Genomic DNA, 25,149 nt, shown 5'->3' with positions numbered 1-25,149 from the left:
CCGGTGTCGCGGCGGTGGCTGCGATCGCCACGCTTGGTGCCGGCGGCGTCGTCGCGTCGACCGCGTATGCGGGCGGCGCGGGAGACAACCGTCCGGGCGTCGATGCCGGCGGCCTTCCCGCGGGCATGTTCTGGCAGTACAAGGACGACGCGTCCGGCAGCTTCGGTCCGGCAGCGAACGCCGACGGCTCGCCGCGCATCGCGTCGGTGGAGGCCGCGTACAAGCGTGCCGGCGTGAGTGTGGTGAACGACGGCGTGTACGACGGGCCGGGGGCGATCCGCGATACGTTGCGGGGCGCGTTGTCGAAGTGCGTGGCCGGGTTCCGTCAGCGTCATCCGGGCGAGGGCGACGGCGACTGCCGTGTCGTGGGCGTGGGCTCGGTCGCCGGCCAGCAGGGCGGCAGATGGGTGTACAACGGGTCCGGCGGCTATTCGGCGTCCGAATGGTACTCGTCCTGGGACTCGCAGATCAAACCGTATACATATAACTATGCCGGCACACAAAGCTACCGTACCTCAGATGGCTTTGATGATGATCCGTCGAACAGCGTGGACAAGATCGCGTATTCGAACGTGGCTGCGGCCGGCGCGACGCCGAACCTGATCATCATCGTGCTGGACAAGTACCAGCCGAAGCCGCCGACCTATCATCTGAGCGTGAGCACGCAGGCTGCGGAAATGTCGGGCCAGTCGGGTGACACCAAGGACGCTTCGGACACGATCAGCCTGTCCACCGACGGGTCGAAGACCGAGAACGTGAACGGCACCGCGACCCTGCACTGGCGCGGCATCGACGGCACCGAGAAGACGGTGACGAAGCAGTTCACCGCATCCAACAAGGGCAGCGCCACCGTGAGCGCGTCCTTCAAGGACATGGACGCCTCGTGGGAGTCGTGGCCTGCGGGCAAGCGCTGGTGGGACGTTGACGTGGCGAAGCAGGGCAACATGGCCGAGGCGGTCTCCCACAAGGGAGAGAACGACGGCAAGGAGTCCGGCGAGAAGACCACCACCCCGCCCGAGAAATGGCTGACCAACGGGGCCGGCCAGACGGTGCAGGACGGCAACGACTCCATCGCGTCCGGCTCGCTGTACACGGCGCACATCAAGGCGCATTCCAACGCCTCCGGCAAGTTCTGGATCTACGACACGATCGAGACGAAGGACGTGGTGATCGGCGGCACCGAGCAGGACGACGTGAGCAAGGTCACCGTGACCGACGCGAACGGCAACATCGTGCCGGCGGACATTTCCATCGACGATTCCATCGATGGCAAGCGCGTGGTCAAGGCGCACGCCACCGCCCCGCATTCCGGCCTCTACACGCTGAACGTGCCACAGTCGGCCAAACCCACCGGCGGCGACTACGAGATCAACGACGGTTCCGTGGCGTGCTGGAACGGAGACAACGGCACCGGCAGCCTGGCCGACTGCCAGACCGGCAACAGCGACAGCGTGGGCAAGGTCACGCCGACCCCGGACAAGGTGTGGGTGCTGGACGAGTCCGGCGCTCTCGTGGCCGAGGACAAGCAATGGACCAACCAGCAGGGCGTCGATCAGAAGACGTTCCTGGTGGGCGACCAGGTGGGCGTCGTGGTCAACGGCAGCATCCCCGCGCACCTGCTCAACCCGCTGGCATCCTATTCCATCACCGATGATCTGACCGGTTCGAACCAGTGGATCGACTGGAAGTCCGGCAAGGTGTTCGTCGACGGCAAGGACGAGACCGACCAGTTCGATATCGTGATCGACCGGAAGGCCGGGACCGCGACCGCCACCGCGAAGGCTTCGTACATCGCCAAGACGATGTTCAGGAACAGCGCGAGCAAGGTCAGGTTCTACCTGACGGGCACCATCAAAAAGGGTGCCACCGAGGGCAAGAAGATCCAGCTGACCAACAAGGCGTACGAGAAGTGGAACAACGAGACCCGACCGACCAACGAGCCGCCGGTGTTCGTGTGGACGCCCAACCCCAACAAGGCGTGGGCCATGAAGGTCGGCGGCAAGTGGCAGCTGACCGTCGATCCGACCAAGAGCGACAAGGTGGGCGGCGACGACAAGTACTACCGTCTCGGCGACGAGGTGGCGGCGGTCGTTTCCGGCACCCTGCCCACCGGATTGGGCCGCGTGCCCGAGATCGCGTGGACCGACGACTTCGCCAACGTCGATAGCATCCTCGACCTGAAGGACACCTCCAACATCAAGGTCTACGAGCAGGACACCACCGACGAGGCCAACGCCAGCGTCAACGACCTGAACAAGACCGGCAGGGACGTGACCGACCAGTTCGACATCACCGCCGAGGGCACCAAGGTCACGGTCAGCGCGAAGGACTCCTACGAGGCCGCGCAGAAGGACCTGAAGACCGCGAAGCAGATCAGCGTCGTGATCCCGTTCGACGTGAACTTCGACACCGTGAAGCTGCTCGAATCCTACGGCAAGTCCGAGGGCGACGAGCTCAACACGTGCGCGGACCCGAAGGGCGACGACCTCGACAACAAGGGCGGCCAGACGGTCGGCGGCAGCACGGTGGACACCAACACGCCGAAGATCTGCGTGACCGTGCCCCCGATCCACAAGCAGGTCATCGCCGAATCCTCCCAGGGCGGCGACCAGTCCAGCATCGACACCAAGACCGTGTTCCCCGGCCAGACCGTGGAATACACCGTGCGCGTGGACCCGCAGATCCCCGCGGACCAGGCGTATTCGGTGACCGCCATCAAGCTGAGCGACACCTATTCCGAGTACACCACCGCGAACAAGCAGACCCTGGAGATCACCGACCTGGGAACCGGCGGCATCATCCCGAAGAGCGCCTACAAGGTGCAGTGGGACGAAGCCAACCACTCGTTCGAGGCCACGTTCGCCAAGGACTGGGTTGCCGCCAACTGGAAGGCCGGCTCCAACCCGCGCGTGCTGCTGCGCTTCGAGGCCAAGGTGAACGAGGACGCGCCCACCGACAAGACCGTCGGCAACAAGGCCGCGCTGACCGTCAACAACGGCGTCACCCCGTCCAACAAGGTCGAGAACGAGCCGCCGGTCATCAAGCCCTCCAAGCAGGACACGCAGAAGGACCCGACCATCAACATCGACGGCAAGACCGCGCTGCTGGGCGACAAGGTGTACTACCGCGTCAACATCGACGCCTCCAGGCTCACCGACACCGCCTACAAGGTATGGCGCTTGGGCATGGTGGACGACTACGACCAGGAGTACCTGACCCTCGACGCGAAGCATGTGGAGATCCTTGACGAGACCGGCAGGGACCGCACCGGCGAGTTCAACATCCAGGACAAGGACGGCGTGCTCTACGCCTTCGCCAAAACCGTGGACACCCAGATCCCCGCGACCGGCGAGACCGTGCCCGGCGACCCGCAGCCCGGCGACCTGAAGGCGTACAGCGAGAAGTCCGACAAGGATTACGACCCGCTGAAGGACCCGAGCATCGACCAGTCGCTGCTGGGCCACACCTACCAGGTGGTCATGCCGATGACCGTCACCAAGGTCAAGGACGGCCACACGGTGGAGAACACCGCCACGCAGGTCACGAACGACAGGCGCGACAAGACCAACACCGTCACCAACCCGCTGAAGGAGATCAACCCGACCAAGGACGTGACCGTGAAGGTCGGCGGCGACAGCATCGACGGCAAGAGCGTGTATCTGAACCACACGTTCCTCTACCGACTGGATTCCAGCATCCTGCCCCCGGACCGCGCCTACCAGACCGTCACGGACTGGGGCGGCACGGACCAGCTGGCCACCGAGTACGACCAGTACCTGGGCAACTGGGCCGTCTACGCCTCGCGTGATTTGTACAGGGACGGCCAGGTGCTCGCGGCCAGGGGCGAGAAGATCGCGGGCAGCGGCTTCGACTCCTCGAAGTTCGGCGGCAACCTGTTCACCGTGGACGCCGACGACAACGGCAAGGTCACGGCCGACGCGACCCAGGCCTACCTCGACCTGGTGAGCGCCGACAACGAGCACGAGGCCGGCTGGGTGCTCTACCTCCAGTGCAAGCGCATCGCCGTGGCCGACGAGGTGCCCAACACGTGGACCGAGACCATCAACGGCCAGCCGCGCGAATCCAACAAGGTCGTCACCAAGACCCCGGACATGACCCCGAGCATCCACCTGGAGAAGGTCGATACCCCGACCCTCAAGCAGGAAGGCCAGGAGCGGGCGGACCGCGACGACCCGAAGCAGGCGCTGAAGATGGACGCCGACAGCATCGGCATCACGTTCATCATCACGAACACCTCCAAGACCGACCCGGCCACCGGTGACGGCGCATGGTTCAAGGCAAGCGACCTGGACCTCGACGACTCCACCATCGTCGGCGACGCGCACGTGGACATGGATTCGCTCACCTATCCCGCCGACTGGGACACCCTGGTGCTCAAGCCGGGCGAATCGGTCAGCGTGACCGGCACGCTCAAGGGCGTCAAGGAAGGCGAGACCCACACGGATCGCGCCATCGTCACCGGAACCCCGCTCGTGGAATGCGCGCCGTCCAACGGCGACCCGTTCAACGACAAGACCGACGGCGGCGAAGACACCGATCCGGAATACTCCACCGGCGACGTGACCGAGATCGACGGCAAGCAGCTGTGCGCCGACACCCAGACCGCCAGCAACACCGACGACTGGAACGGCTACCGTGCCAAGCCGTTGGCCTCCACCGGCACGGCCGTGCTCGGCCTTGCCGGCGGCGCTCTGGCGGTGCTGCTCGCGGGCGGCTCCCTGCTCGTGTTCCGCAAGCGCCACTACGCACAGGGTTCCGGCCGCCACACGGCCGTGAACGCGGGCAAGTGACCCCGTGGCGTTCCGGCCTCGTCGTCCGATGACGGCCGGGACGCCCTCCATTGACTTCACATGCCGGAAAGGGGCATAAAGCTTTCCGAATCCCGTGCCCCGGACGGCGTGTGAACCCCCAGGCCCTTCGCCAGCCTCTCCCCCGGCGAAGGGCCTTTTCCATGCCCGGAACCCGTGAACCCGTGGAACCGTGGAGCCGCAGACCCGTGGAACCGTGCTCCCGATGGGGCCTGTAGACGGTGCGCCCCGCAGCGGCCCGCGACCCGGCGCATCATCGACTCTGACATTGTTCGCATCATCATCATTCTTCTGGAGGTTGCACATGGCTGACAGGCAAACCGCATTGGCCGTATTCGATTTTCTCGACTCGCTGCGCGCCGGACAATACCGCATCGGCGCGGACGCGGAAAAGGACCATGCCACGGCGGGACTGCTGGCGTCGCTGTCCGGCGACACGGGGCTGCGCGACGCCGTGTGCGCCAAGCTGATATCGCCGGGCATGGAACGCGCCCGTTTCCTCATGGTCGCCGAGCATGATCCGCGCGCCTTGCCCCTGTTCGCCTCGGGCCAGGTCAAACCGTGGTACCAGGCCGACTACAACGTGCGCGAGATAGCCAACAGCGAGTTCCACCAGGACATACCCGCACTGCTGTGGCGGCTGTCCAACAGCATCCCGGATTCCGCGCGAAGGGAGGGCATGCTTGAGGCGGCCGCGTACATGAGCTTCATGCAGGGCGATCCCGAGGCCGCGTTCACCGGCCATCTGGGCCGGCTCGCGGCGGTCTCGCCCGAGGGCGAGGTCACGCGCTGCCTCATGGACGCGCACGAGCACGGCCAGCATCCCGCATGGGTCATGGAACAGCGGCAGCTGCGCGAACGGCAGGCCGACGCCGCCGACGGCATGACCGCCACCGCGCCGGACCGCCCGAGCCTTCGCCAGCGCCTCTTCCCGAACCGATGAACACCTCCGGCACGGACCCATGGGAGATGGGCCCCATAATCGCCGCCGGCACCGCCGTCGCCATCGACACGGCACGAGAACCGGAACCGGAACGCCGGCCACCGGCCGAACCCGAACCCGAGCCCGGGCCCGGGCTGGAGCCGGATGCGCGATGCGTGGACGACGCCGGAAGCGAAGACCGGGCGAACCCGGCCGTCGATCCGTGGGAGATCGGTCCGCTGCCATCGGCCTCGAATCCGGTGGGGAATGATATCCCGGCCGATGCCCCGGCATCGGAACCGCAGCACGTTGGCGGTGCCGTGGAGCCGGCCGATCTCGCCGACACGATCGACCTCACGCCGGTCGGCGACCGGGATGCCGCCATGCCCGTGCGCGAATGGAGGCGCATGGCCACGACCGCGGGCGGCATCCTGCTCGCGGCCTGCGTCACGGTCGCCGGCATGTCCGCGTGGAGATCGCATGAATCCGCCACGGCCGCACGCGAGCTGGAACAGGCGACGGCGGACTGCGCCACCGCCCACGCTGCGGCGAAGAAAGCCGAACGGAAGCTGGCTGAATATCTCGACGGCGACCGGCTCGCACAGGCGAAAGCGGTCACGGCCGACAAGCTCGCCGACCCGGAAACCCTGGAAACCCTCGACAAGCTGGCCGAACAATATTCCGAGGGCGAGCGAATCCCCGCATGTGCCGCCACGGACACGGAAACGGCCAACGCCACCACATCCAAGCTGCAAGCCATCGAAAAGAAGCACACGGGAAATCTCTCGCGGCTGAAGAAGGCGGCGGGCGCGGTGTTCTCCTCACGGCTGGCCCATACCGTCGAACAGGGCGAACGATTGTATTCCTCCTCCGAAGGCAAGGTGCAGGACGAATATTCTCGCGCCCTGCTGCGCGCCTCCATCGACAAGCGCGACGAGAAGGCCATCACCGACGCCATGGACAAGGTGAACGCCTCCATCGACGCGAAGACCAAGGCCGACGAGGAAAGGAAAGCGCAGGAGGAGGCCGCAGCGGCTGCGGCGGCGCAGGCGCAGAGCACGCCGGCACCGCAACAGTACTCGTACACGCCCTCCGGCTCCGCTTCGGGCCCGGGTTCCGGCCCGACGGGCGGCGGATACCATTCCTCCGGCGGTTCCGCCGGCTCGACCGGTGGTTCCGCGTCTCCGGGCTGGTCGGTGCCCGCGAACCCGGACCCCTCGCAACTGCCCGGCACCGACCCGAGCCTATGAAAGGACCAGCACCATGCCACAACTGACCACGTTGATCCCGTCGTTCGCGGCACCCGTCACCGACCGCGTGTGGCTGGTGGGCGCGCACGGCGGTGCCGGATGCACCACGATCCGCCATTCGGATCCGGAACGTTTCGCCGACGCCGGCCGCGCGCTGCCGGTGAGCCAGGATCCCTCCATGCCGTCGCGCATCATCCTGTGCGCCATGGGAACCGGGAGAGGTCTCGAATCGTTGCGCGCGCTGCTCGCCGACCAGTCGGCCGGACTGTTCGGCGCATCGATCCTGTTGGGCGCGGCCATCACCGACCCCGTGCCCCGTATGCCCCGGCCTTTGGTGGCGGCGCGCATCCAACTGTCATCCGCCGTCCGCGTGTGGCGGCTGCCCCATATCAAAGGGCTTGAACTCGACGGGTTTCCCCGGCGTTATCCGGCCGCGTACTCACGGCTCGTGAAGGACGTAGACGCCATGCCCCGCGCCACGGCCCATGTCGGCTGACGATGGTGCATGAACCTAACACGAAAGGAACAACCCAATGCTGCATGAAACATGCGTGATCCTCGCCGAGACCCTTTCCGACCCGACCCCGTGCCTGCCTCCGGGATTCTCGGGCCCGGTATCCACCGCCCTGGGCTGGGTGAAGGCGCTGAGCCTGGTGATCGGCGTGGTCGCGCTGGTGCGCATCGGCGTGCACATCCTGCGCCAGCAGGGCGACGGCGTGCCAGACCGCGACGACACCTTCGACAAGCTCGTCAACTGGGTGATCGGCATCTTCCTCGGTGCGGGCGCTGTCGCCATCCTCGCCGCACTCGGCCTGTCCGTCACCGCAAGCTGCTGAGAAAAAGCCATGAAAGGGATTCGACGCATACGGCAGCGCCTGTGCGCGCTGCCGCTCGCCCTCGCCTGCCTCATGGGCCTCGCCGCCTGCGGCGGACCCGACTTCGGATCGTTCAGCAAGGAGCTCACGTTCGGCGACAAGCAGATCAGCGACACCCAGACCACCTACGTGATGAAGATACCCGAAGGCAGGCTCGGCGACCTGATCGGCCCCAGCCAGATCCAATGGGTCATCGACCAGTACGGCGACCCGCCCGCCCATACCGGCGTGGTCGCGGTCGGCACCAAGAAGGCGGCGAAGGATCTGCTGAGGAAGTCTCCGGAACTGCAATGCAGGGCATTGGAGAACACGTATCAGGAGGAGTCGTCCGACGAGGGCAAATGGGAGTACAAGGACTCCTCGTGCCGGAAGCAGCGCAAGCTCTCCTGGCTGGAGAAGACCCTGTGGAACATGTACCAGGTGCAGTCGGATTCCACGATCGAATGGCTGTCCACCAGCCGCAACACGCTGGTCGCCGCGAACGACACGGTATCAACGTTGCAGGCGAACGCCACGCCGGACTACGATTCATGGTTCGCACCGGTGAACCGGTACCTGCGCATCGCGCAGGGCGTGCTCGTCGCAGCCGCCGCGATCAGCCTGATCGTGCTGAGCGCGCGCATCGTGTGGAACATCGGCCAGGGCGGCGAGGGGCGGCTGCTCGACCGCATCGGCTGGATACTGCTCGGCGTGCTGCTCGGCTCCTCGTGCGCGAGCATCGCGCTCACGTTCTTCTCCCGCTCGTCCGGCGGCAATCCGGGCCTGCCGTCATGGACGCCGGGCGGCGGCACCACGTTCTTCCTGTCGGACTACATCCGTATGCAGGTTGACCCGTTCCTTATCATCGCGGCCGTGTGCGGCGTGATCGCGGCCGGCTGGAAGCTCGTCACCCAACAGGAGGGACGTGACCTGATCCCGTTGGGCAAGGCGTTCATGTGGGCGATCCTGAGCGCCGTGTGCCTTGCCGGACTGGTCAACACGTTCCAGGCCACATTCGACACGTGGACCGCCGACGTGCTCAGGTCCGCCTCGGGCATGATGAACGACGCCTGGGAATCGAAAAGCCTGGCCGCGAGCTCGTTCTTCAATCTCGGCGCGCCCGTCGCCATCGTGCTCACCATCGTGATGTGGATCTGCGGGCTGATCAGCAAGATATTCGCCTACTTCCGCGCCGGGATGCTGCCGATCCTGGTGGGCGTGGCACCCATGTGGGCCGCCATGAGCTGGATGGAGACCGGCAAGCAGGCTTTCGCCAAGACCATCGGCTGGCTGGCCGCGTTCCTGGCCTACAAGCCCGTCGCCGCACTGGTCATGGCTACCGGCAGCGCGATCATGGCCACGGCCGGGCCCGGCGACGACAGCCAGGCCATCACGCTGATGCTCACCCTGAGCGTCATCATCCTCCTTCCCGCCATGATCCGCGTGATCGTGCCCGCCGTGCAATCCTCGGTCGGCGGTGGCGGCGGCGGAATCCTGCCCTCCATACTCGGCATGGGAGTCGCCGTGGCCGGCGGCGGCCTGCGCAAGGCCATGGGCGGCAAGGGCGGCAGGAAAGGCGGCGGCGACGGACGCGGCGAAGCGTCACCGGACGGTGCCAAACCCGGTGCCGGTCGCGGCTTGGCCGGACTGCTTTCCGGACTCGGCCGGGGCGACGGCAAACCACAGGGAACGAACGGCGGCGGCAAGCACGCCAAGCCGCTGGAAGGCAATCCCACGGGCGGCGAACCACAGAACACCGGCGACCAGCCACAGGGAGCGAACCGCAAGGGCAACGGCGGCAAACCGCAGGGAACGAACGGCAATGGCACGGGAAGCCCGGTTCCACCGGCACCCGATGGCGCGCCACCCGACCCGTCAGGCGGCAACAGGCCGCAGGGAACGAACGATGCCGGCGGGTTCGCCCGCGAGGACGCACCGGACGGCGCGGACCGTTCCTCCACGCGCAAAGGCAAGACATTCTGACGCATTAAGGAGATTCGGATAATCATGGCGTCGAACACGACATACGGGGATTGGATGCGGCCGATGCCGGGAGGCATCCGCAACATCGGCATACCGTTGACGATAGCGGGCATGGGCGTATTGACCTGCACGCTGCTGGTCAGCATGGCGAGCGTGGTCGCGGCCATCGCGATCCTCGTGGTCGGCATGGGCGTCATCCTCGTGCTGGCCATCCGCGACCGCGAGCACCGCAACATGGTGGACCGCACCGTGGAGAAACGCACGTGGATGGCCGCGCAGCGTACCGGCGCAAACCTGTACCGTTCCGGCCTGCTCGCGCCGATCGACGGCGGCAAGGCCATGCTGCCGGGCATCCTCTCCAGGGTGGTCCTGACCTCGGCGCTGGACGGCTTGGGCCGTGAGTTCTGCCTGGTGCGGCATTCGCACACCGGCGAATACTCGCTGCTCCTGTCATGCCAGCCGCAGGGCGCGAGCCTCGCCGACGACGACGTGGAGGATTCGTACGTGGCCTCGTGGGCCGGGCTCATGGAATCGCTCGCCTCGGAGGCCGGCGTCACCCAACTGGCCGTGACCGTGGACACGGCACCCGATTCCGGCGTGCGTTTCCGCCGCACGCTGAGCAAACGCATCGTGGAGGACGCTCCCGAGCTCGCGGCGCGCGCCATGGCGCAGATCATGGACCAGTACGCAGCCGGCGGCGCTTCCAACGACGTGACGCTCACCTTGACTTTCCGCTACACCGACCGTGACGGCAAATACCTGGAGGCCGGGGAGGCCGCGCGTCGCATAAGCCTGCTGCTGCCCTCGATCCGCGAGCAGATAGCGCAGGCGGGAGGCGGTGCCGCGAGGGCCCTGGGCATGGAGGAGATCACTCGCATGGTCCGCGTCGCCTACGATCCGGCCGCGCAGGAGACCATCGAGGAATCCGACGAGCCCCCGTACATCGCATGGGAGGATTGCGGGCCGCTCATGCACGAGGCCGGCTGGAGCCATTATTCGCACGATTCCGGGCTGAGCCGCACATGGGAGATGGTGGACCCGCCGCAAAGCAACGTGACCGCCGACACGCTCACCCGACTGCTCAGCCCATTGGCGGACTGCGACCGCAAGCGCGTCACCGTGCTCTACCGGATGCTGCCGCCCGACAAGACCATGTTCATGGCCGAACAGAACCGGCAGAAGGCAGCCAACCAGGTCAGCCAGGAGAAACGCGCCACGGTGAGGTCCATGAGCCAGATAGGCAAGGCCAACCGCCAGGCCGTCGAAACGAACCAGGGTGCGGTCATGGTGTTCTTCGGGATGCTCGTCACCGTCACCGTGTCCAGGGGCGAACAGGAAAGCCAACGACTCGAAGCCGCGTCACGCGCCGTGGAACAGGCCGCAGGCGGCGCGAAGATCGACCTGCGCCCCTGCTACGGGGCACAGGACACGGGATTCGCCGCAAGCCTGCCCCTTGGATTGAACGTCAGATCATACACTCCAGCCGGCCCCCTCGGCCGGCTCCTGTCCTGAACGGAGGACACATGATGCCGATGCCATGGAAGCCGTCGAAACGGAAGGGAACCATGCCAAGCGCCACGGCCACGGACCCCGTGGCACGCATGGAATCCATGCTGCTCACACCGTTGAAGGCCAAACCGGACGAGCCCGTGCCCCCGATGCCGTGGCGGGGGAAACGCTCGCGTGGAGGCGGCTATGCGGCCCTGATGCCCACGATAGACGAGTTCTTCGGCACGTCGAACCAGGTGTGCGGCGGGTTCTGGCCGTTCGGCACCGACATGGCCCTGCCGGCCGAGGGGGTGCCGGTCGGGCGAAGCCTGATGACGGGTGCCGGCGTGTGCTGCGACCCGATCAGCTGGTTCAAGGCCGGCATCATCAAACAGCCCTCTATGTTCCTGCTCGGCCTGCCGGCCATCGGCAAGAGCACGTTCGTGCGCCGCGAGGTGCTGGGACTGAGCGCCCTGGGCATGAACGCGATCATCCCCGGCGATCTGAAGCCCGACTACGCCTCACTGGTCAACATGCTCGGCGGCCAGGTCATCCGGCTGGGAGCGGGCATCGGCGTGGTCAACCCCCTGGACCCCGGCGACCTCCATTATGCGCTGCAACGCTTGGAGGGCAAGGCGCGCAAGGACCTGACGGACTACTACAACGACACGAGGGCGGCGCTCATGGAGGTGCTTTTGACGATCATGCGCACCGGCCGCGAGGCCGACGACGTGGGCGGTGCCAGGGGCGTGACCGCACGCGAATCCGATATCCTTTCCGTGGCCGTGCGCGTGCTCCACGACCGGCACGGCGACGACCCGCAGCCTCCCGTCATCGCGGACCTGCGAGACCTGCTGCGCGAAGGGCCCGACGAGGTGCGTATGGCGGCGGTCTGGGACGACCCGGAAAACGACGAGCTCTACAGGGCGCAGGTTCGCGGCCTTCTGGCCGACCTGCACGGATTCTCGAACCGCATGACGAAGTTCGGCCGTCTGTTCGGCGACCAGACCACCGCGCGCATCGACCTGTCCAGGCCCGTGGACTTCGATATCAGCGCCCTGGCCCAGTCGGGCGACGATGTGGTTGCCGCCGTGCTGGCGACCACATGGACGAGCGCGTTCGCCGCGAAGAACGCCGCCGACGTGCTCGCCGAGGAGGGATTACAGCCCCGGCGCAACCACGTGATCATCATGGACGAGATGCACCGCGCTTTGCGCGCCAGCCCCCTCATGGTCGAAAAGCTCGACCTGCTCACCCGTCTGAACAGGCAGTGGGGCGTAGGCCAGATCATGATCACGCACACGTTCAAGGACCTGATGTGCATGGAGACCCCGGCGCAGAACACCAAGGCGCGCGGCTTCGTGGAACGCAGCGAGATCAAGGTGCTGGGCGCTTTGAGCCGCATCGAGGTGGACCGCTACCTGCGCGGCGAATGCGGACTGCCCGTATCCCGGCGCGAGGAGGACATGCTGGAGGATTGGGCCACGCCCGTCAACTTCGGCTCCGACGCCTCGCACAAGGGTCTGGGCCGTTTCCTGATCAAACTGGGAGGACTGCCCGGAATCCCCATCAACGTGGAGATGTGCCCGCTCGAAAAAAGCGGGTTCAACGATACGAACCTCAAATGGCACGCCTAGAAGGGAACCCTGCGATGACAGACCACCTCGCCACCGGCATGAAACGCATGATCCGCACCGTGGCACGCTCCGCATCCCTCTCCGACCGGCTCGGCGAGCAATCCCGGCTGCTGCGGCTGACGGGCAACCGCAGCACTCTCGACTTCCGCCCCGCCGAGCACGGCGCATCCTCATGGGACTTCGAAATGTCGATAACCCCCACCGAGCCCAAGCCGTACGGCAATGCGGAAACCCGTGAACCCGTATGGCGTGAGACGGTCGATTCCGCCACCTATGGCGAATCGAGGGCGCGGGTCGCGCACGCCGTCGAAACGTTCAGAATATACGACAACACCGGCATCCTGCCGGAAACGGAAAACCGGTGAAAGGACCACGATGAACGACGCCGCACTGCTCGACTCGCTGCACGCCGCGCTGCGCAATCCCGACCTCGCATGGTACACGGAATTCCATGCCGGCGAATCCATCGTCGCCGGCTACCTCGATTCCCTGACGGACCCGTATGACGACGATGCCATACAGGTTCCCGAGGGCTGGTTCCGCTACTCGGTCGTCACCCGTGAAGGCGACCACGCCCTTCCATGGATGGAGCACTGGAACGAATACGAGTATTCGATCACCCATCACATCGATTGGAACGGCAAAGGGTTCACGCCATACAACCTGTACTGCACACAGGACCTCACCGGCATGATCGCCGACGGCTCGCTGGCCTCGATCCGGGAGGACGCGCGAACCATATTCAAGGACCGGTCCCTGACGGACGACTACCTTTTCGCCAACTCCATCTGGCCCGAACCGGAACTCCTCGGCCTCGTGGACGACCTGACCGGCCGCACGGGACGAAACCTGTAAGAACCCTGTAGACGCCATGCCCCACCCCGCCATGGCCTTGGACTGATGATCGGGGTCATGGCGGGAACAGCGGGTTGCCGCCGAGGATTGTCAAGGAGCCGAACATGCCTTTGGAGAACACCGATGCCGAAGAGCGGATCACACGGGAGACGATGATCGGATGGATCGAGCATTGGGGCGAATCGTATGACGACGTGCGACCCGATGACGGTGCCATGCGGCTGGCGAACCGCATCATCGAATACAACGCGGCGACTGAAACCATCGAGGCGTTGCGGAACCCCGATGCCGTGTACGACGAACTGGCATCCATCCTCCAGCCGGTGCTCTCCTCGATGGACGGCACCTATTTCGCGGGCTCCGAATGGTTCGCCGGCGAAGTGGACCGCATGGAAGCGGACCGCATCAACGGGGAGCAGCCGGAAGAAACGGACGGCCTGGCCTCCGAAGAACCCCGCATCCCGTTCATCGTGGAGAGCGAGGCCACAGCCGCCGATACGGACGAACCGCCGTTGGACGAGCTGATCACCGCAGCCACACACGAATATCTGGACTCAGGCATGACCTACGACGGATTCTCGGAACATGTGCGCACCACCTGGCGCAACGCCGCCGCCTACGACTGGTCGAAGCTCATGGCCGAACCACGCTCCACGGGCGAATGGTCGTCCGACGCGAACCGGCTCGCCGTATTGGGCGTGACGATGCAGTTCGCGCCCGAATCAACGTGCATGATGATCGCCAGCGACATACTGGCCGAGAACGCTCCCCTATCCCTTCCGGCATTGCGCGAACGCATCAATACGCCGGACGGCATGGTGAACACCGACCTGCTGTTTTCCCGGCTGATCGACAACGGCACCACGCCCGATCCGGCGCGCATCGACATGGCGATGGGGATCCTCGGCCCGTTGGAGGCCAACGCGCCGACGGACGCCTGCTACCGGATCATCGGCCTGAAGGCCATGCTCAGCCTCGCCATGGGCGACGGTGAGAAGGCGCGGGAACTCGCCGAACAGGCCATCGGCTACGACGCCTCGGACCGGTTCGCGTCAAGCGTGCTCGACCGTCTGCCGGAAACCGATCCCGCCATGGAGGCGGCGAACGTGTGGGAGAACGGCGGGCATTTGGGGCGCTGACGTAGACGCCGTACCCCGCGATGCCACCGGTCCGGCCGGATGATGGGAGTCGCCGCCGCCATTGAAGGCGCTGGTATTCCCCGAATGAAAGGACCATCATCATGCCACAGTCAATGCAAGTGGTTCGCGGTCTCCTCGCCGCGAACCCCGATTACTGGCCGGCGAAAACCAACGCGGACGGCACCACGAGCTCGGCGTACCTGCGCGCCACCGTGTATGAGGACCGCCCGCGAGTCCGTCAGAAGGACGGCAGCTATACGGACAATCCGCTCGGCCCGGTGAGAACCACCGTGAAATTCTGGGGCCAGGCTGCCGAGCTCCTGCACGGCATGGATTTCCGCCAGGGTGACGCCGTGGTGGCGACCGGCCGCATGGGCGATCCCGACGCCTTCATCAGCCAGAAGGACGGCAAGGCATACGCGCGTCCGGTCGTGATCGGCGATTCCATGCAGATCGATTCCATCGTGTCCCGGCGCATCCAGCTCGCCCGCGAACGCAAACGCCAGAACAAGGAACAGGCCGGTGCCGTGGCCGATGCCGGGCGAACGGATCCATGGACGGACCAGGTTGACGCCTCGCGCGGCGAATACGTTGGCGACGGCGTTCCCCGCACTTTCAACGGCGAGCCCTTCGAACCGCTGTCGGGCTATCCGACACCGGGCGCGGCTCCCGCTCCGGCGGACCCTGCGGCACCGGATTTCCTTTCCACCCCATCCGATTTCACGACGGGCAACGCCCGCTAGCCATGACGCAAGCCCTGGCGCATCGACGGCGGGACCGCTTCCATCGGTTCCGCCGTCATGCTTGAAAGGAGAAATGAATCTTGGCCGACGTCGATCCGAAACTGCAATCGAACCGAGTGAAGGATCTGGGCGGCACGGTCCGTCCCAGCCGCAAGATCGAACTGGCGATCATCGTCGCGGTGTCCCTGATCCTCACGACGTTCGCCCTCGTGTGCTCCCATGCGGGGCATCCCTTCCAGATCTTCGCGCTCATGTACCTGGTCTCCGGCCAATGGTCGCTGACCGCAGGCCAGTGGGCGCTGGCCGTGGCCGTGCTCGTCGTACTGGCCGTGGCGTGCGGCGTGGGCGCGTGGCTGATCGCCAGCAAGGCCGTGCCGTGGGCCACCGGCGCCAAGGCACGCACCCGCGTGGACGTGTACGCGCCTGCCATGGGCCATGGCGAGGCCGTGGAGAAGGTGACGCGCCAGCGCGCCGAGGCCATGGCGTCAAGGCTCATAGAAGCGGACCACTGGCGCAAGGGCATGTCGCCGGGATATCCGCTGGGGCTCAACATCGTGGACAACACGTCGATGTACACCAGCTGGGAGGACATGGCCATCGTTCTGGCGGGCCCACGTTCCGGCAAGTCCCTGTGCTACGCGATCCCGGCCGTGCTCTCGGCACCGGGCCCGTGCCTGGCGACCTCGAACAAGGGCGACATCCTCGACGTGACCGCCCCGATCCGCAGGCTCGACCATCCGAACGGCGAAATATGGACGTTCGACCCCGAACGCATCGCGGACCCGAACCGGAAGAGCGCGCCGTGGGTGTGGGACCTGATCGCCTCGGTGCAGTCCATCGCCGACGCGAAACGCATCGCCGACTGCTGGCGTTACGCCTCGGGCCAGCCGCAGACCGGCGGCGACGACTTCTTCCCCGGCACCGCCGCCCAGCAGCTCGCCGACTACCTGTTCGCCGCGCATCTGGGAGGCCGTTCCGTGTCCGACGTGTTTCGATGGTGTTCCAACGAGCGCGACACGTCGCCGGCCGACATCCTGAGCGAATACCCGCGCTACGCGGGCATCGCCTCGCGCGTGTCCAGCGTGATCGCGCTGACGCCGGAAACCCGAAGCGGCGTGTTCGGCAGCCTTCAGACCATGGTCGCGTTCCTCGCGGACCCCGAGATCATCGACTGGATCGACCCGCACCGGGACGCGGAAGGAAACATCGACGAGCGGCGCGGCCTGTTCGACCCCTACGAGTTCGCCACGAGCGAGGACACCCTGTACCTGCTTTCCGCACAGGGCCGGCCTTCCACCGCGTTGACCGCCAGTCTGACGGCGGTGGTGGCGTTCACCGCGTTCCAACGCGCCCAAAGCGAGTTCACCGGCAACAACCGTCGTCTTCCGGTCCCGTTGTGCTGCGTGCTGGACGAGGCCGCGAACATCTGCCGATGGCCCGAACTGGCCGACGTGTACTCGTATTTCGGCTCGGCGGGCATACCGATCATGACGATCTGGCAGAACCCGGACCAGGGCAGGGCCGCGTTCGGCGAGACCAACTTCGGCTCGCTGTTCAACAACGCGAACATCACCGTCTACCTTGGCGGCATCAAGGACGCGAAATTCCTCGGCGAGATCAGCCAACTGGTGGGCCAGAGGGAGATCGTGCGAGGCAGCGTCAACATCGACGGCAACGGCCGGCGCAGCGTGAACAACTCGATCCAGAAGGAGAACATCCTCGACGTTTCCGACCTGACCGAATGGCCCGTCGGCCGCGCGCTGCTGCTCGCCTCCCAATCCCGAGCGCAGATCGTCAAGACCCTGCCATGGACGGGCAACAGGCAATGGGCCGACGCCCTGGCACAGGCCAAGGCGAAAGCCCGAGAAGAGCAGAGAAAGGCCGCATAATGAGCGAACACACCTCGAACACCACGTCCGGCCCTGATGGGGAGGAATGGGAGCGCGCGGTCGGTGCCGCCAGGACCCTGCTGTCATCGGACTGCGGATGGCTGGAACTGTTCACCCGCGCCATCCTGGAGGAGAAGGGCGTGCCCTACGGCAAGGGACTGCCCAACCCCGAAGCGCCGCACATCCCCGAGGACAAGGAGATCGAAGAGGAAACCATGCCGGGCCAAGGCGAGCCGACGCCGACCGCACCCGAGGTGCCGGCAGGCCGGCACGCGGCGGGACCCATCCGATCCGGGATTCCGGCCGATGCCGGGGAAACCGGCAACGGCTACGAGAACCCGCCGGAAGACGCAACGGACCGTGACGACACCCCTCCAAAGGCCGGTGCGGAGGAATCCGACACCCGTATACTGCCCGCGCCGGAGGGGAAGACGGATCTCGGCCGAGACGAATCCGGCGACCTCGATCCCGCGCGGGCAAGGGACGTGTCCGGCCAGTTCGGCGCGCGAATGCGGCGCAGCGAGACCTACTATCCGAACCTCGCCGCGTTCGTGGAAAGGTTCGTGGCCAACGTGTTCTGCTACCACCAGAGCGCGAGCGTGAACATGCAATGGGTGAGCGACTGGTGGCGCTATCCGGCGCTCGTGTTCCCGCTCGACGCCATGTGGCGCGCCTACGAGAACGCGCGCAAGGCACCCGGCCAGATGATGATCTTCTACATCCAGGCGGCGTCGATGCTCGACCGCGTTTTCGACAAGGACCGTGGCATCGTCGCCAGCCTCGACTGCAAGCAGAATCTCACCAGGAAGGGCGAACCGCTGCCCTGCGAACGCCCGAACCGGGCATGGCGCGAACCGATCCTGGAAACGTTGTCGGTCCCCGCCGCAGGCGGCAAGGAAAACAAGGAAACCACCATCACGCCAACAAGGAGGAGAAACAATGGCTCAAACTGATCCCGAGGACGGCTTCGACCAGATCATGGTCCAGAGCTGGAACAGCGTCGCCCAGCAGCTGCGCACCCTGCACAACGAGCTGAGCGGCGACCGCGCGCGACGCAGGGAACGCGCCGAACGCGCCGTCCAGAACGAACGCTACGAGCAGACCAGACGGCAGCAGCAATCCATCCGCCTCGAACAATGGGAGATGGACAACAGGGAACGCCTCAACAAGGGGTTCGAGTCCACCCTGAACGCGACCGTGCTTGCCGACGGCGACGGCTGGAGGAAGATGCGCGACTCGTCCCTCTTGCAAGGATGGATGGTCGCCGACCAACTGGAGGGCAACGACCCCGGCTACCGCAGGCAGATCATCGAGGCGAAGGCCCGGCTGAAGGACGAATGGTCGAAACGCCACCCGGAAACGCACATCGACGCCGCAGCCGACCAATTGACCAACCACGTGAACATCACCTACACCGACCAGTCGCCCGCGTTGCAGGCCACCCTGAACGCCTTCAACACGGCCGGCGTGCCCGTGGACCTGCAACGGGTGGAGGACGCGCAGGCGTTCCAGGCCGCGCACGGCGACGACGCCACGTTCTTCGTGGACTCGCGGCTCACCGGCCAATGGACGGGCTACGACCACGACAGGATCGTCGAAGCCGTGATGTGCGCGCCGGTCAACGGCGTGGACGACGCCGCCTCCCGAATCAGCTTCCTCAAGGACCAGGGCCTGCCGGAATCCTCGCACACGGACAACAAGGCCACAGGAGACGAGCCCAGCACCATAAGCGAGGTCGAACGCACCGAGAACGCTGACGCCGCGCCAATCGTCGAAACCCCCACACCCGTGCGGGAGCATACGAAGCCCGCCGCCGATGAACGCAAACCGGCATCCGGACCCGAGCCCGAGACCACGGGAGGCGGCGACCTGACGACCGGGGAGCCCGACGGATACGAGGAGATGCCACTCGACCTGAACGAACCCGAGGAATGGAACGGGCCCGACCCGTTCGGCGAATACAGTCCCGCCATGGAATCCTCCATGAACCCCACGGACCAGCCGATACCCGACCAGGCCAACGTCTCGACGCCGCAGATCCTGCAACCCGAGACCAACGGCAACGCACGCTGACGCCGATGCCGGCGCACCCCTTGCCATGAGGTTCGTGGGGTGCGCCGGCATCGGATGGCCGTATCATGGTGTCAACGGCTTTCGGAACCGGAAAGGACGAGCATGGCACACGTGACGTTGGATCTGTCGAAATATGATGCCCTGACCGCCTACAAGGGTCTTCCCGACGAGAAGGAGGAGAACCCGGCGCGGTTCTTCCCCGACACCTCGTCGGTCCGCCGTTGCGTGCGCGAACGCATGTCCGTCATGGGTCTCGACGCCGCCGAACTCGCCAGGAGAGCCGGGGTCCCCCTCTCAAGCGCCGAAGAGCTCGTGGAGACCGGTCTGACCTCCATCCGCTACGTGTACAGGATGTTCGACCTGCTGCACATCCGCACCGAAACGCTGCCGTCCGCCTACGCGGGGAGACTGCTGTGAGGGAACTGCACGCCTGGGAGAACGGGCATCATGTGGGCGTGTTCTCGGAAGACGACGAGGAGCGCATATCGTTCGCGTACGACGCGAACGAGGGTCTGCCGATCAGTCTGAGCCTGCCCAGAACCGGCGGATGGAGAGACCAGGCACCGCGTAACTTCCTGGACAATCTATTGCCCGACAATCCGAACGTCCGCCAGGCCATGCGTGAGCACCTGAATGCCTCCTCGGCCGGCGTCTTCGATCTGCTGGACCGGGTTGACGCCACCGGCGGACTGGTGTTCTCCCTCTCCCCGGAACCTCCAATCCCATCGCCGACGCTTCGTCTGATCTCCGATTCCCAGATAGCCAACGAAATCGACCGCATCGAGCGGACCAGGAACTACTGGTGGGACGAGGACAGCCACTGCCGGTTCTCCTTGGGAGGGGCGCAGGGCAAGTTCACACTGTCCCGCGTGGACGGCAAGTGGTATTGGCCGGATATGATGCTGCCCTCCACCCACATCGTCAAACCGAAGCCCCATGACCTTCCCGAGGCGACCAAGGTGGAACTGGCGACGATGCGATTGTCGGAACTGTGCGGCATCGACACACCGGCACGCGGCGAGATCACGGCGCAGCGCAAGACGGCCTATATCGTGGAACGGTTCGACCGTCGCCTGGAGGAAGGCCGAATCGTCCGACTGCGGCAAGAGGACTTCCTGCAAGCGTTGGGATTGCCGACCCGCGACAAATACGATCCGTCGGCCGATGACTGCCTGGATCTCCTGCAACGCATCGACGCGTCGGGTTCCCTGTCCTACCGGTGGCTCGAAAGGCTGGCCTTCAACACGTCGTCCGCCAACAGCGACGCACATGCGAAGAACTATTCCCTGATCCTCGATCCCGCATCGGGGATACGCCTGTCTCCCCAGTATGATGCGGTCGCCACCAGGTATTGGCCCGAGTTCAATTGGGAACTCACCATGCCGTTGAACGAGGATCACGCCTTCGCGGAGCACACCACGCCCCAGGATTGGGAGGATCTGGCGACACGTCACGGTCTCGATGGTTCGAGGGTGGCGGATATGGCCCGGCGTATGGCGGGGAAGGTCCTCGCCGGCATATCCGAATCCTGCGAGGGCCTGGACGCGCGGATGGCCGATCGCCTGAACGCGTGCTGGACGAAGGCGAACGAGTCCATCGAGCCGATCATGCCGGGAGACGAGCCGGCGAACTCTCTCGATCCAGCATCGGCTTTGCCCGATTCGCTCGGTTTTCCTTCCTCGGGCCGTACCATCTGAGCTTTTTCCGGGAAGCGTCCTAACGGCGGGGCCGGTTCTCCTCGTCAGAGGCGACCATGCTCCATAGACCGTATTCCGGCGCGATTCCGTAGCGTTCGCGCAGCATGTCGAACGTGTGCAGGCCCTCGCGCATCGCTGCCCGGTATTCGTCGCCGTCCGCCGCGTTGTTGAGGCTGGCGGCGATGCAGAACGCTTCGGATACGAGGCGTTCCATGTCGTGCGTGGACAGGTTCTCCAGGTGCCGTTCGCGTCCATCATCGAGGAAGGGCGGGCGGTTCTCCATCGCGGCGCGCCATTCCTGCACGGCCAGGGCGCGGCTTCTGGCATCGTCCGCCCAGTCGTCGCGCAGTCGTTTCAATCGCATGTCGTCGCCGAGCTCGAAGGCGTTGAACCGTTCCGTCCACCCGTCCGTGCTGCGCCACGTGATCCTGTAGCCGACCACCTGGCCGGGGTCGGTGAACGAGTCTTTGGCGGTTCCCCTGCGCAGCCTGGGGTCGATGGAGAAGCCTTCCCTGCGCACGCGGCGTATGAACTCGTCCTCGCTGCGCGATGCCTTGGCGCACGCCTCCACGATCCGGCCGACATGCTGGCGCGGCATCGTTGAGGCGGCGACCGCCGTGACGAGCCGGCTTCTCTCGTTGCCGTCCAACGCATCCCATCCCTCGTCGTCGCCGTACTCGTTTCGCGCCTTCCATTCGGCCCATTGACGCCATTGCCCGTACTGCCAGCTGACGCGCGTGCCGGTGTCGGAGCGTGCGAGCCCGACCAGTTCGGGGCGTGTCTTCTCCATCCGCCTGCATGATTTCTGCGCGTTGATCCGGTCGTGGTACGGGTTTATCCACCCGTCGTCGGCGGCGAGCTGCACCATGATGTGCACGTGGTCGTTGCCGTTGGCGGACAGTCCGTGGCGGACCGCGAGCCATGTGACGCCCTGATCGTCGTCGCCGTCGATGATGTTCATGCGCGTCAGATAATCGCGGATGACGGCCTCCCATTCCTGGTCGGTCAGGATTCCCTGCCCGGCCTTGATGGCGAGCGAGCAGTGCCACACGCGCTTCCTGCCATGCTCTCGTTCGGGATTGTTCTTGCCTCGCATGTCGGGCGGGAACGGATCGTCCTTGCGTTCCCTGACGCGGTAGCGTCGGTCGAACCTGCGGCCTATCTCCGCATACGACGCCGCCGGCTTGCCATCCATGTCAAACGAGGGAAACATGTCGCCGCTCGCGCACACGAGATGCTGGTCGGTGTGTTCATTGCGCCGTCCCTTGCCGAACAGGTAGCGCACCAGGCCGGCCGGGTCCGAGCCCCTGACGATATTCGGTATCATACGATGATTCTCCGCCCGCGCGCCCGGCACGGCGGCGCATGGCGTCTATGAGAGATATGCGTCCTTTGCCGGCACGGCCACTTCGATAGAATTATCGGAAACGGACAAGGAGCTTTGATGGAACCGGTGAGGAACGATATGACGGCGGATAGGCGCACGGCCGTGGAACTGGCGAAGCGGCTGCTGGTCGATTCGATCTGGCGCACCGCCAAGATCGAGGTTGATGGCGTCACCTTCCCCGACACGCAGGAGATCTTCGACGGGCGCGCGCCCGAGGGTATGAGCGTGGACGATATAGTCACGGTGAACAACATCAAGCGCGCGTGGAGGTTCCTGCTCGACAACATCGATTATCCAGTCGATTGGCAGTACATCCGCGAATACAACCGCATCATCGGCGAAGGCCTCGTGCGCGACGCCGGCCGCTTGCGTGAATACGGCGTGAGGATCGGCGGCACGGGATGGGTGCCGGAGATCCCCGCCGTCGAATCCTCACAGGAAAGGGTTCGCGGCATCCTGGAGGAGTCAGAAGGGGAGGACACTGCGATGCTGCTGTTCGGCGCGGTCACGCGGGGACAATGGTTTTCGGACGGCAACAAGCGCACCGCGCTGATGGTCGCCAACCACCAGCTCATACACGACGGCATCGGCGTCTTCTCGATCCCTCCCGAAGACAAGGCACAGTTCGTCTCTATGCTCCTGCGCTACTACGAGACGGGCGACTACTCCCGGCTCTCCGATTGGCTCTCACAGAACGCCGTCGGCCATGTGCCCGGCGGGCTGACTTTGGCCCAATCGTCTGGGGTCGTGGAAAAGACGAATGATGCCGTGAACGGGATGGGCATCGTGCCCGGTGTTCCCCTCGATGGCCTCGATGGAGGTTCCGGCTTACTGAGGTGACGGTCGTGGCGTCCGGGGGAAGTTTGCTCCCGAACTCCATGGGATTATTTACGGTCGGCTTGCGTGATGATGACTTCGAGCCGGCCTATAACGATGTCCCTGATCGCCGCCCCGCAGGAGGAGCATCCCAGTCGTACCAGCTACGTCAACCTGCCCGTCAACGAGTATATCGGCTCCAAGGTGTTCGCCGCTTCGGGCATCCCCACGCAGGATGTCATTCTCGGTGATTACAAGGGCCGTTCCGTGGTGGCGTGCCGTGATTTCATGTACGAGATGGATCCGAACCTCATGCTGCTTCATTTCAAGCAGCTGGAAATCAGCATGCCCGGTGGAAGCAGCCGATCGAAGGCCAGGCCCGATTGGGAGTTCGTCAGCCAGGTCCTTGACGAACATGACGCGCTCGAAGGCATCCGCGCGCGGGCGCGGCACCGCTTCCTTCAGATGACATGCGTCGATGCGCTGATAGGGAACTTCGACCGCCACGCGAACAACTGGGGGTTCATAGCGGACAGAAGGACCGCGGATATTCTTGATCTCGCCCCCGTATACGACTGCGGTTCGTCACTGTCCCCGAGCCTGTCCCGTGAAGGCATGAGGGAACGGGTCGAGGATCCTTAGCAAATGCGTGAGGCGAACATGGCCGCACCCTACATGGCGATGAACGTCGGCGGCAAGCGACGCAAGTTCGCCTTCTTCCTGACCTCGGAGACCGCACGCCCCTTCAGGGCGGAGCTGCCGGAACTCTGGCCGCGCCTGTCCGAGGAGGTCACGGACCGCATCGTGGAGCAGACCCCCGGACTTGATGACCTTCAACGTGATTTCTATAAGGCCACGCTGGACGCCCGCCGCAAGTACGTGCTCGGACCCGCATACCGGATGGCACTCAAAGAAGCGGAAACCTCCACCGCCACCGTCGGGAACGACACCCTTGCGACCGACATCGTTCCGGGGATCCCGTTCCCTGGCCTTGGGGGAAACCCCGGTCTCCTGCACTGAGGACTCCACGCAGCTCACAGTCCGGGAAGGTCCTCGTTCTCGCCGTCAATCGTTCCCGGATCGTTCGATGACGGTATCAAGATGGTCGATTAGTTCCCGGCATTGCCGGACGGCGTAGGACGCCGATGCCTCGTCCTCGATGGTCGCGTTCATCTCCCTGTTCGCGTTGTGCGCGATCTGGTTGACGTTGCGGCCGATGCGGCGCAGCTGGTATTCGATCTCCTTGAGCGCCTGGACGGTGGGCGAATCGCGTTCCTCCTCCTTGACTTGCAGTCTCCCCTCCAACAGTTTCACAGCCTCGATGATGGTGAGGGAGACCGTCTGGTTCCTTTTCTTGGCGGCGGTGCGGATCATCCCGGCTTCCTCCTCGTTCACCATGAGATGCACCTGGATGGAGCGCTGCTCGCCCCCTCCTTTGCTGCTCCTCTTTCGCATTATTCCGATTCCTTCCTCATTGGCCTTCGGCACTCGGGTTGTTGCTTCAGCGCCGTAGGGCGCGGGAGGCTGCGGGCTCGGTTCATGTACATGAACCGTCTAGCTTGCTTACCTTCGATTTGATGGGCATCT

22 protein-coding genes are annotated in these 25,149 nt (G+C 65.2%); 20 read left to right on the top strand and 2 right to left on the bottom strand.

From position 1 onward, the window contains the following. The 17 genes from Q5H31_RS06335 to Q5H31_RS06255 form a co-directional block, all read left to right on the top strand. Window positions 1–4,811 (top strand): LPXTG cell wall anchor domain-containing protein (locus Q5H31_RS06335; RefSeq protein ID WP_302457610.1); only part of this gene is annotated, 4,811 nt, incomplete at its 5' end. Window positions 4,812–5,133: 322 nt separating this feature from the next. After that, window positions 5,134–5,772 carry a hypothetical protein gene (locus Q5H31_RS06330; protein WP_022527641.1) on the top strand — a complete coding sequence of 213 codons (639 nt, stop codon included), beginning with the start codon at window positions 5,134–5,136 and terminating at the stop codon, window positions 5,770–5,772. Further along, the gene (locus Q5H31_RS06325) at window positions 5,769–7,001 is read left to right on the top strand and encodes a hypothetical protein (protein WP_368043770.1); all 1,233 of its coding nucleotides are present in this window, start codon (window positions 5,769–5,771) and stop codon (window positions 6,999–7,001) included. Before Q5H31_RS06330 ends, Q5H31_RS06325 begins: the two co-directional genes overlap by 4 nt. Before the next feature lie 13 nt (window positions 7,002–7,014). Further along, window positions 7,015–7,497 carry a hypothetical protein gene (locus Q5H31_RS06320; protein WP_007054334.1) on the top strand — a complete coding sequence of 161 codons (483 nt, stop codon included), beginning with the start codon at window positions 7,015–7,017 and terminating at the stop codon, window positions 7,495–7,497. Window positions 7,498–7,534: 37 nt separating this feature from the next. Beyond that, window positions 7,535–7,837, top strand: a complete 303-nt coding sequence (locus Q5H31_RS06315; protein WP_007057813.1) for a hypothetical protein — start codon at window positions 7,535–7,537, stop codon at window positions 7,835–7,837. 9 nt (window positions 7,838–7,846) lie between these two features. Next, window positions 7,847–9,838, top strand: a complete 1,992-nt coding sequence (locus Q5H31_RS06310) for a hypothetical protein (protein WP_302457608.1) — start codon at window positions 7,847–7,849, stop codon at window positions 9,836–9,838. A gap of 24 nt (window positions 9,839–9,862) precedes the next feature. Continuing rightward, window positions 9,863–11,350 carry an SCO6880 family protein gene (locus tag Q5H31_RS06305; RefSeq protein WP_302457607.1) on the top strand — a complete coding sequence of 496 codons (1,488 nt, stop codon included), beginning with the start codon at window positions 9,863–9,865 and terminating at the stop codon, window positions 11,348–11,350. A gap of 53 nt (window positions 11,351–11,403) precedes the next feature. Further along, window positions 11,404–12,963 (top strand): ATPase, encoded by a 1,560-nt coding sequence (locus Q5H31_RS06300; protein WP_179105848.1) that lies wholly within the window; start codon window positions 11,404–11,406, stop codon window positions 12,961–12,963. A gap of 14 nt (window positions 12,964–12,977) precedes the next feature. Beyond that, window positions 12,978–13,328, top strand: coding sequence for a hypothetical protein (locus tag Q5H31_RS06295; RefSeq protein WP_032684891.1), 351 nt, complete (start codon window positions 12,978–12,980; stop codon window positions 13,326–13,328). A 10-nt stretch (window positions 13,329–13,338) separates the two neighbouring features. Further along, window positions 13,339–13,818 carry a hypothetical protein gene (locus Q5H31_RS06290; protein ID WP_171023717.1) on the top strand — a complete coding sequence of 160 codons (480 nt, stop codon included), beginning with the start codon at window positions 13,339–13,341 and terminating at the stop codon, window positions 13,816–13,818. A 104-nt stretch (window positions 13,819–13,922) separates the two neighbouring features. Continuing rightward, window positions 13,923–14,957 carry a hypothetical protein gene (locus Q5H31_RS06285; RefSeq protein WP_011068080.1) on the top strand — a complete coding sequence of 345 codons (1,035 nt, stop codon included), beginning with the start codon at window positions 13,923–13,925 and terminating at the stop codon, window positions 14,955–14,957. A 101-nt stretch (window positions 14,958–15,058) separates the two neighbouring features. Further along, the gene (locus tag Q5H31_RS06280; protein WP_131212449.1) at window positions 15,059–15,700 is read left to right on the top strand and encodes a hypothetical protein; all 642 of its coding nucleotides are present in this window, start codon (window positions 15,059–15,061) and stop codon (window positions 15,698–15,700) included. Window positions 15,701–15,780: 80 nt separating this feature from the next. Continuing rightward, a complete protein-coding gene (locus Q5H31_RS06275) occupies window positions 15,781–17,589 on the top strand; it encodes a type IV secretory system conjugative DNA transfer family protein (RefSeq protein ID WP_156625150.1) in 1,809 nt (602 codons plus the stop codon). After that, the gene (locus tag Q5H31_RS06270) at window positions 17,589–18,542 is read left to right on the top strand and encodes a DUF4913 domain-containing protein (protein WP_101628939.1); all 954 of its coding nucleotides are present in this window, start codon (window positions 17,589–17,591) and stop codon (window positions 18,540–18,542) included. Before Q5H31_RS06275 ends, Q5H31_RS06270 begins: the two co-directional genes overlap by 1 nt. Beyond that, a complete protein-coding gene (locus Q5H31_RS06265) occupies window positions 18,529–19,662 on the top strand; it encodes a hypothetical protein (RefSeq protein WP_187400763.1) in 1,134 nt (377 codons plus the stop codon). Before Q5H31_RS06270 ends, Q5H31_RS06265 begins: the two co-directional genes overlap by 14 nt. A gap of 102 nt (window positions 19,663–19,764) precedes the next feature. Next, complete coding sequence (locus tag Q5H31_RS06260; RefSeq protein WP_007056064.1) at window positions 19,765–20,079, top strand: hypothetical protein; 315 nt, start codon at window positions 19,765–19,767, stop codon at window positions 20,077–20,079. Beyond that, window positions 20,076–21,359 (top strand): HipA domain-containing protein, encoded by a 1,284-nt coding sequence (locus Q5H31_RS06255; protein WP_007056089.1) that lies wholly within the window; start codon window positions 20,076–20,078, stop codon window positions 21,357–21,359. The genes Q5H31_RS06260 and Q5H31_RS06255 overlap by 4 nt, the downstream gene beginning before the upstream one ends. A 19-nt stretch (window positions 21,360–21,378) precedes the next feature. Here the strand turns inward: Q5H31_RS06255 and Q5H31_RS06250 are convergent, their stop codons facing one another. Beyond that, on the bottom strand, window positions 21,379–22,686 hold the full coding sequence (locus Q5H31_RS06250) for a relaxase (RefSeq protein WP_302457606.1): 1,308 nt from the start codon (window positions 22,684–22,686) through the stop codon (window positions 21,379–21,381). A gap of 117 nt (window positions 22,687–22,803) precedes the next feature. Between Q5H31_RS06250 and Q5H31_RS06245 the strand changes: the two genes are divergently transcribed. From Q5H31_RS06245 to Q5H31_RS06235, 3 genes are all read left to right on the top strand, one after another. Further along, complete coding sequence (locus Q5H31_RS06245; protein ID WP_302457611.1) at window positions 22,804–23,586, top strand: Fic family protein; 783 nt, start codon at window positions 22,804–22,806, stop codon at window positions 23,584–23,586. Between the two features lie 66 nt (window positions 23,587–23,652). Then, complete coding sequence (locus tag Q5H31_RS06240) at window positions 23,653–24,204, top strand: HipA domain-containing protein (RefSeq protein ID WP_302457605.1); 552 nt, start codon at window positions 23,653–23,655, stop codon at window positions 24,202–24,204. A 3-nt stretch (window positions 24,205–24,207) separates the two neighbouring features. After that, on the top strand, window positions 24,208–24,582 hold the full coding sequence (locus Q5H31_RS06235; protein ID WP_302457604.1) for a hypothetical protein: 375 nt from the start codon (window positions 24,208–24,210) through the stop codon (window positions 24,580–24,582). Between the two features lie 45 nt (window positions 24,583–24,627). Here Q5H31_RS06235 and mobC read toward each other — a convergent pair whose 3' ends face one another. Continuing rightward, a complete protein-coding gene (mobC, locus tag Q5H31_RS06230) occupies window positions 24,628–25,017 on the bottom strand; it encodes a plasmid mobilization relaxosome protein MobC (RefSeq protein ID WP_100969398.1) in 390 nt (129 codons plus the stop codon). Between the last annotated feature and the right edge of the window lie 132 nt (window positions 25,018–25,149).

Origin of the sequence: uncultured Bifidobacterium sp., assembly GCF_959020155.1 — a bacterium.
Lineage (GTDB): Bacteria > Actinomycetota > Actinomycetes > Actinomycetales > Bifidobacteriaceae > Bifidobacterium.
This window is presented reverse-complemented; position numbering and strand designations above follow the sequence as displayed.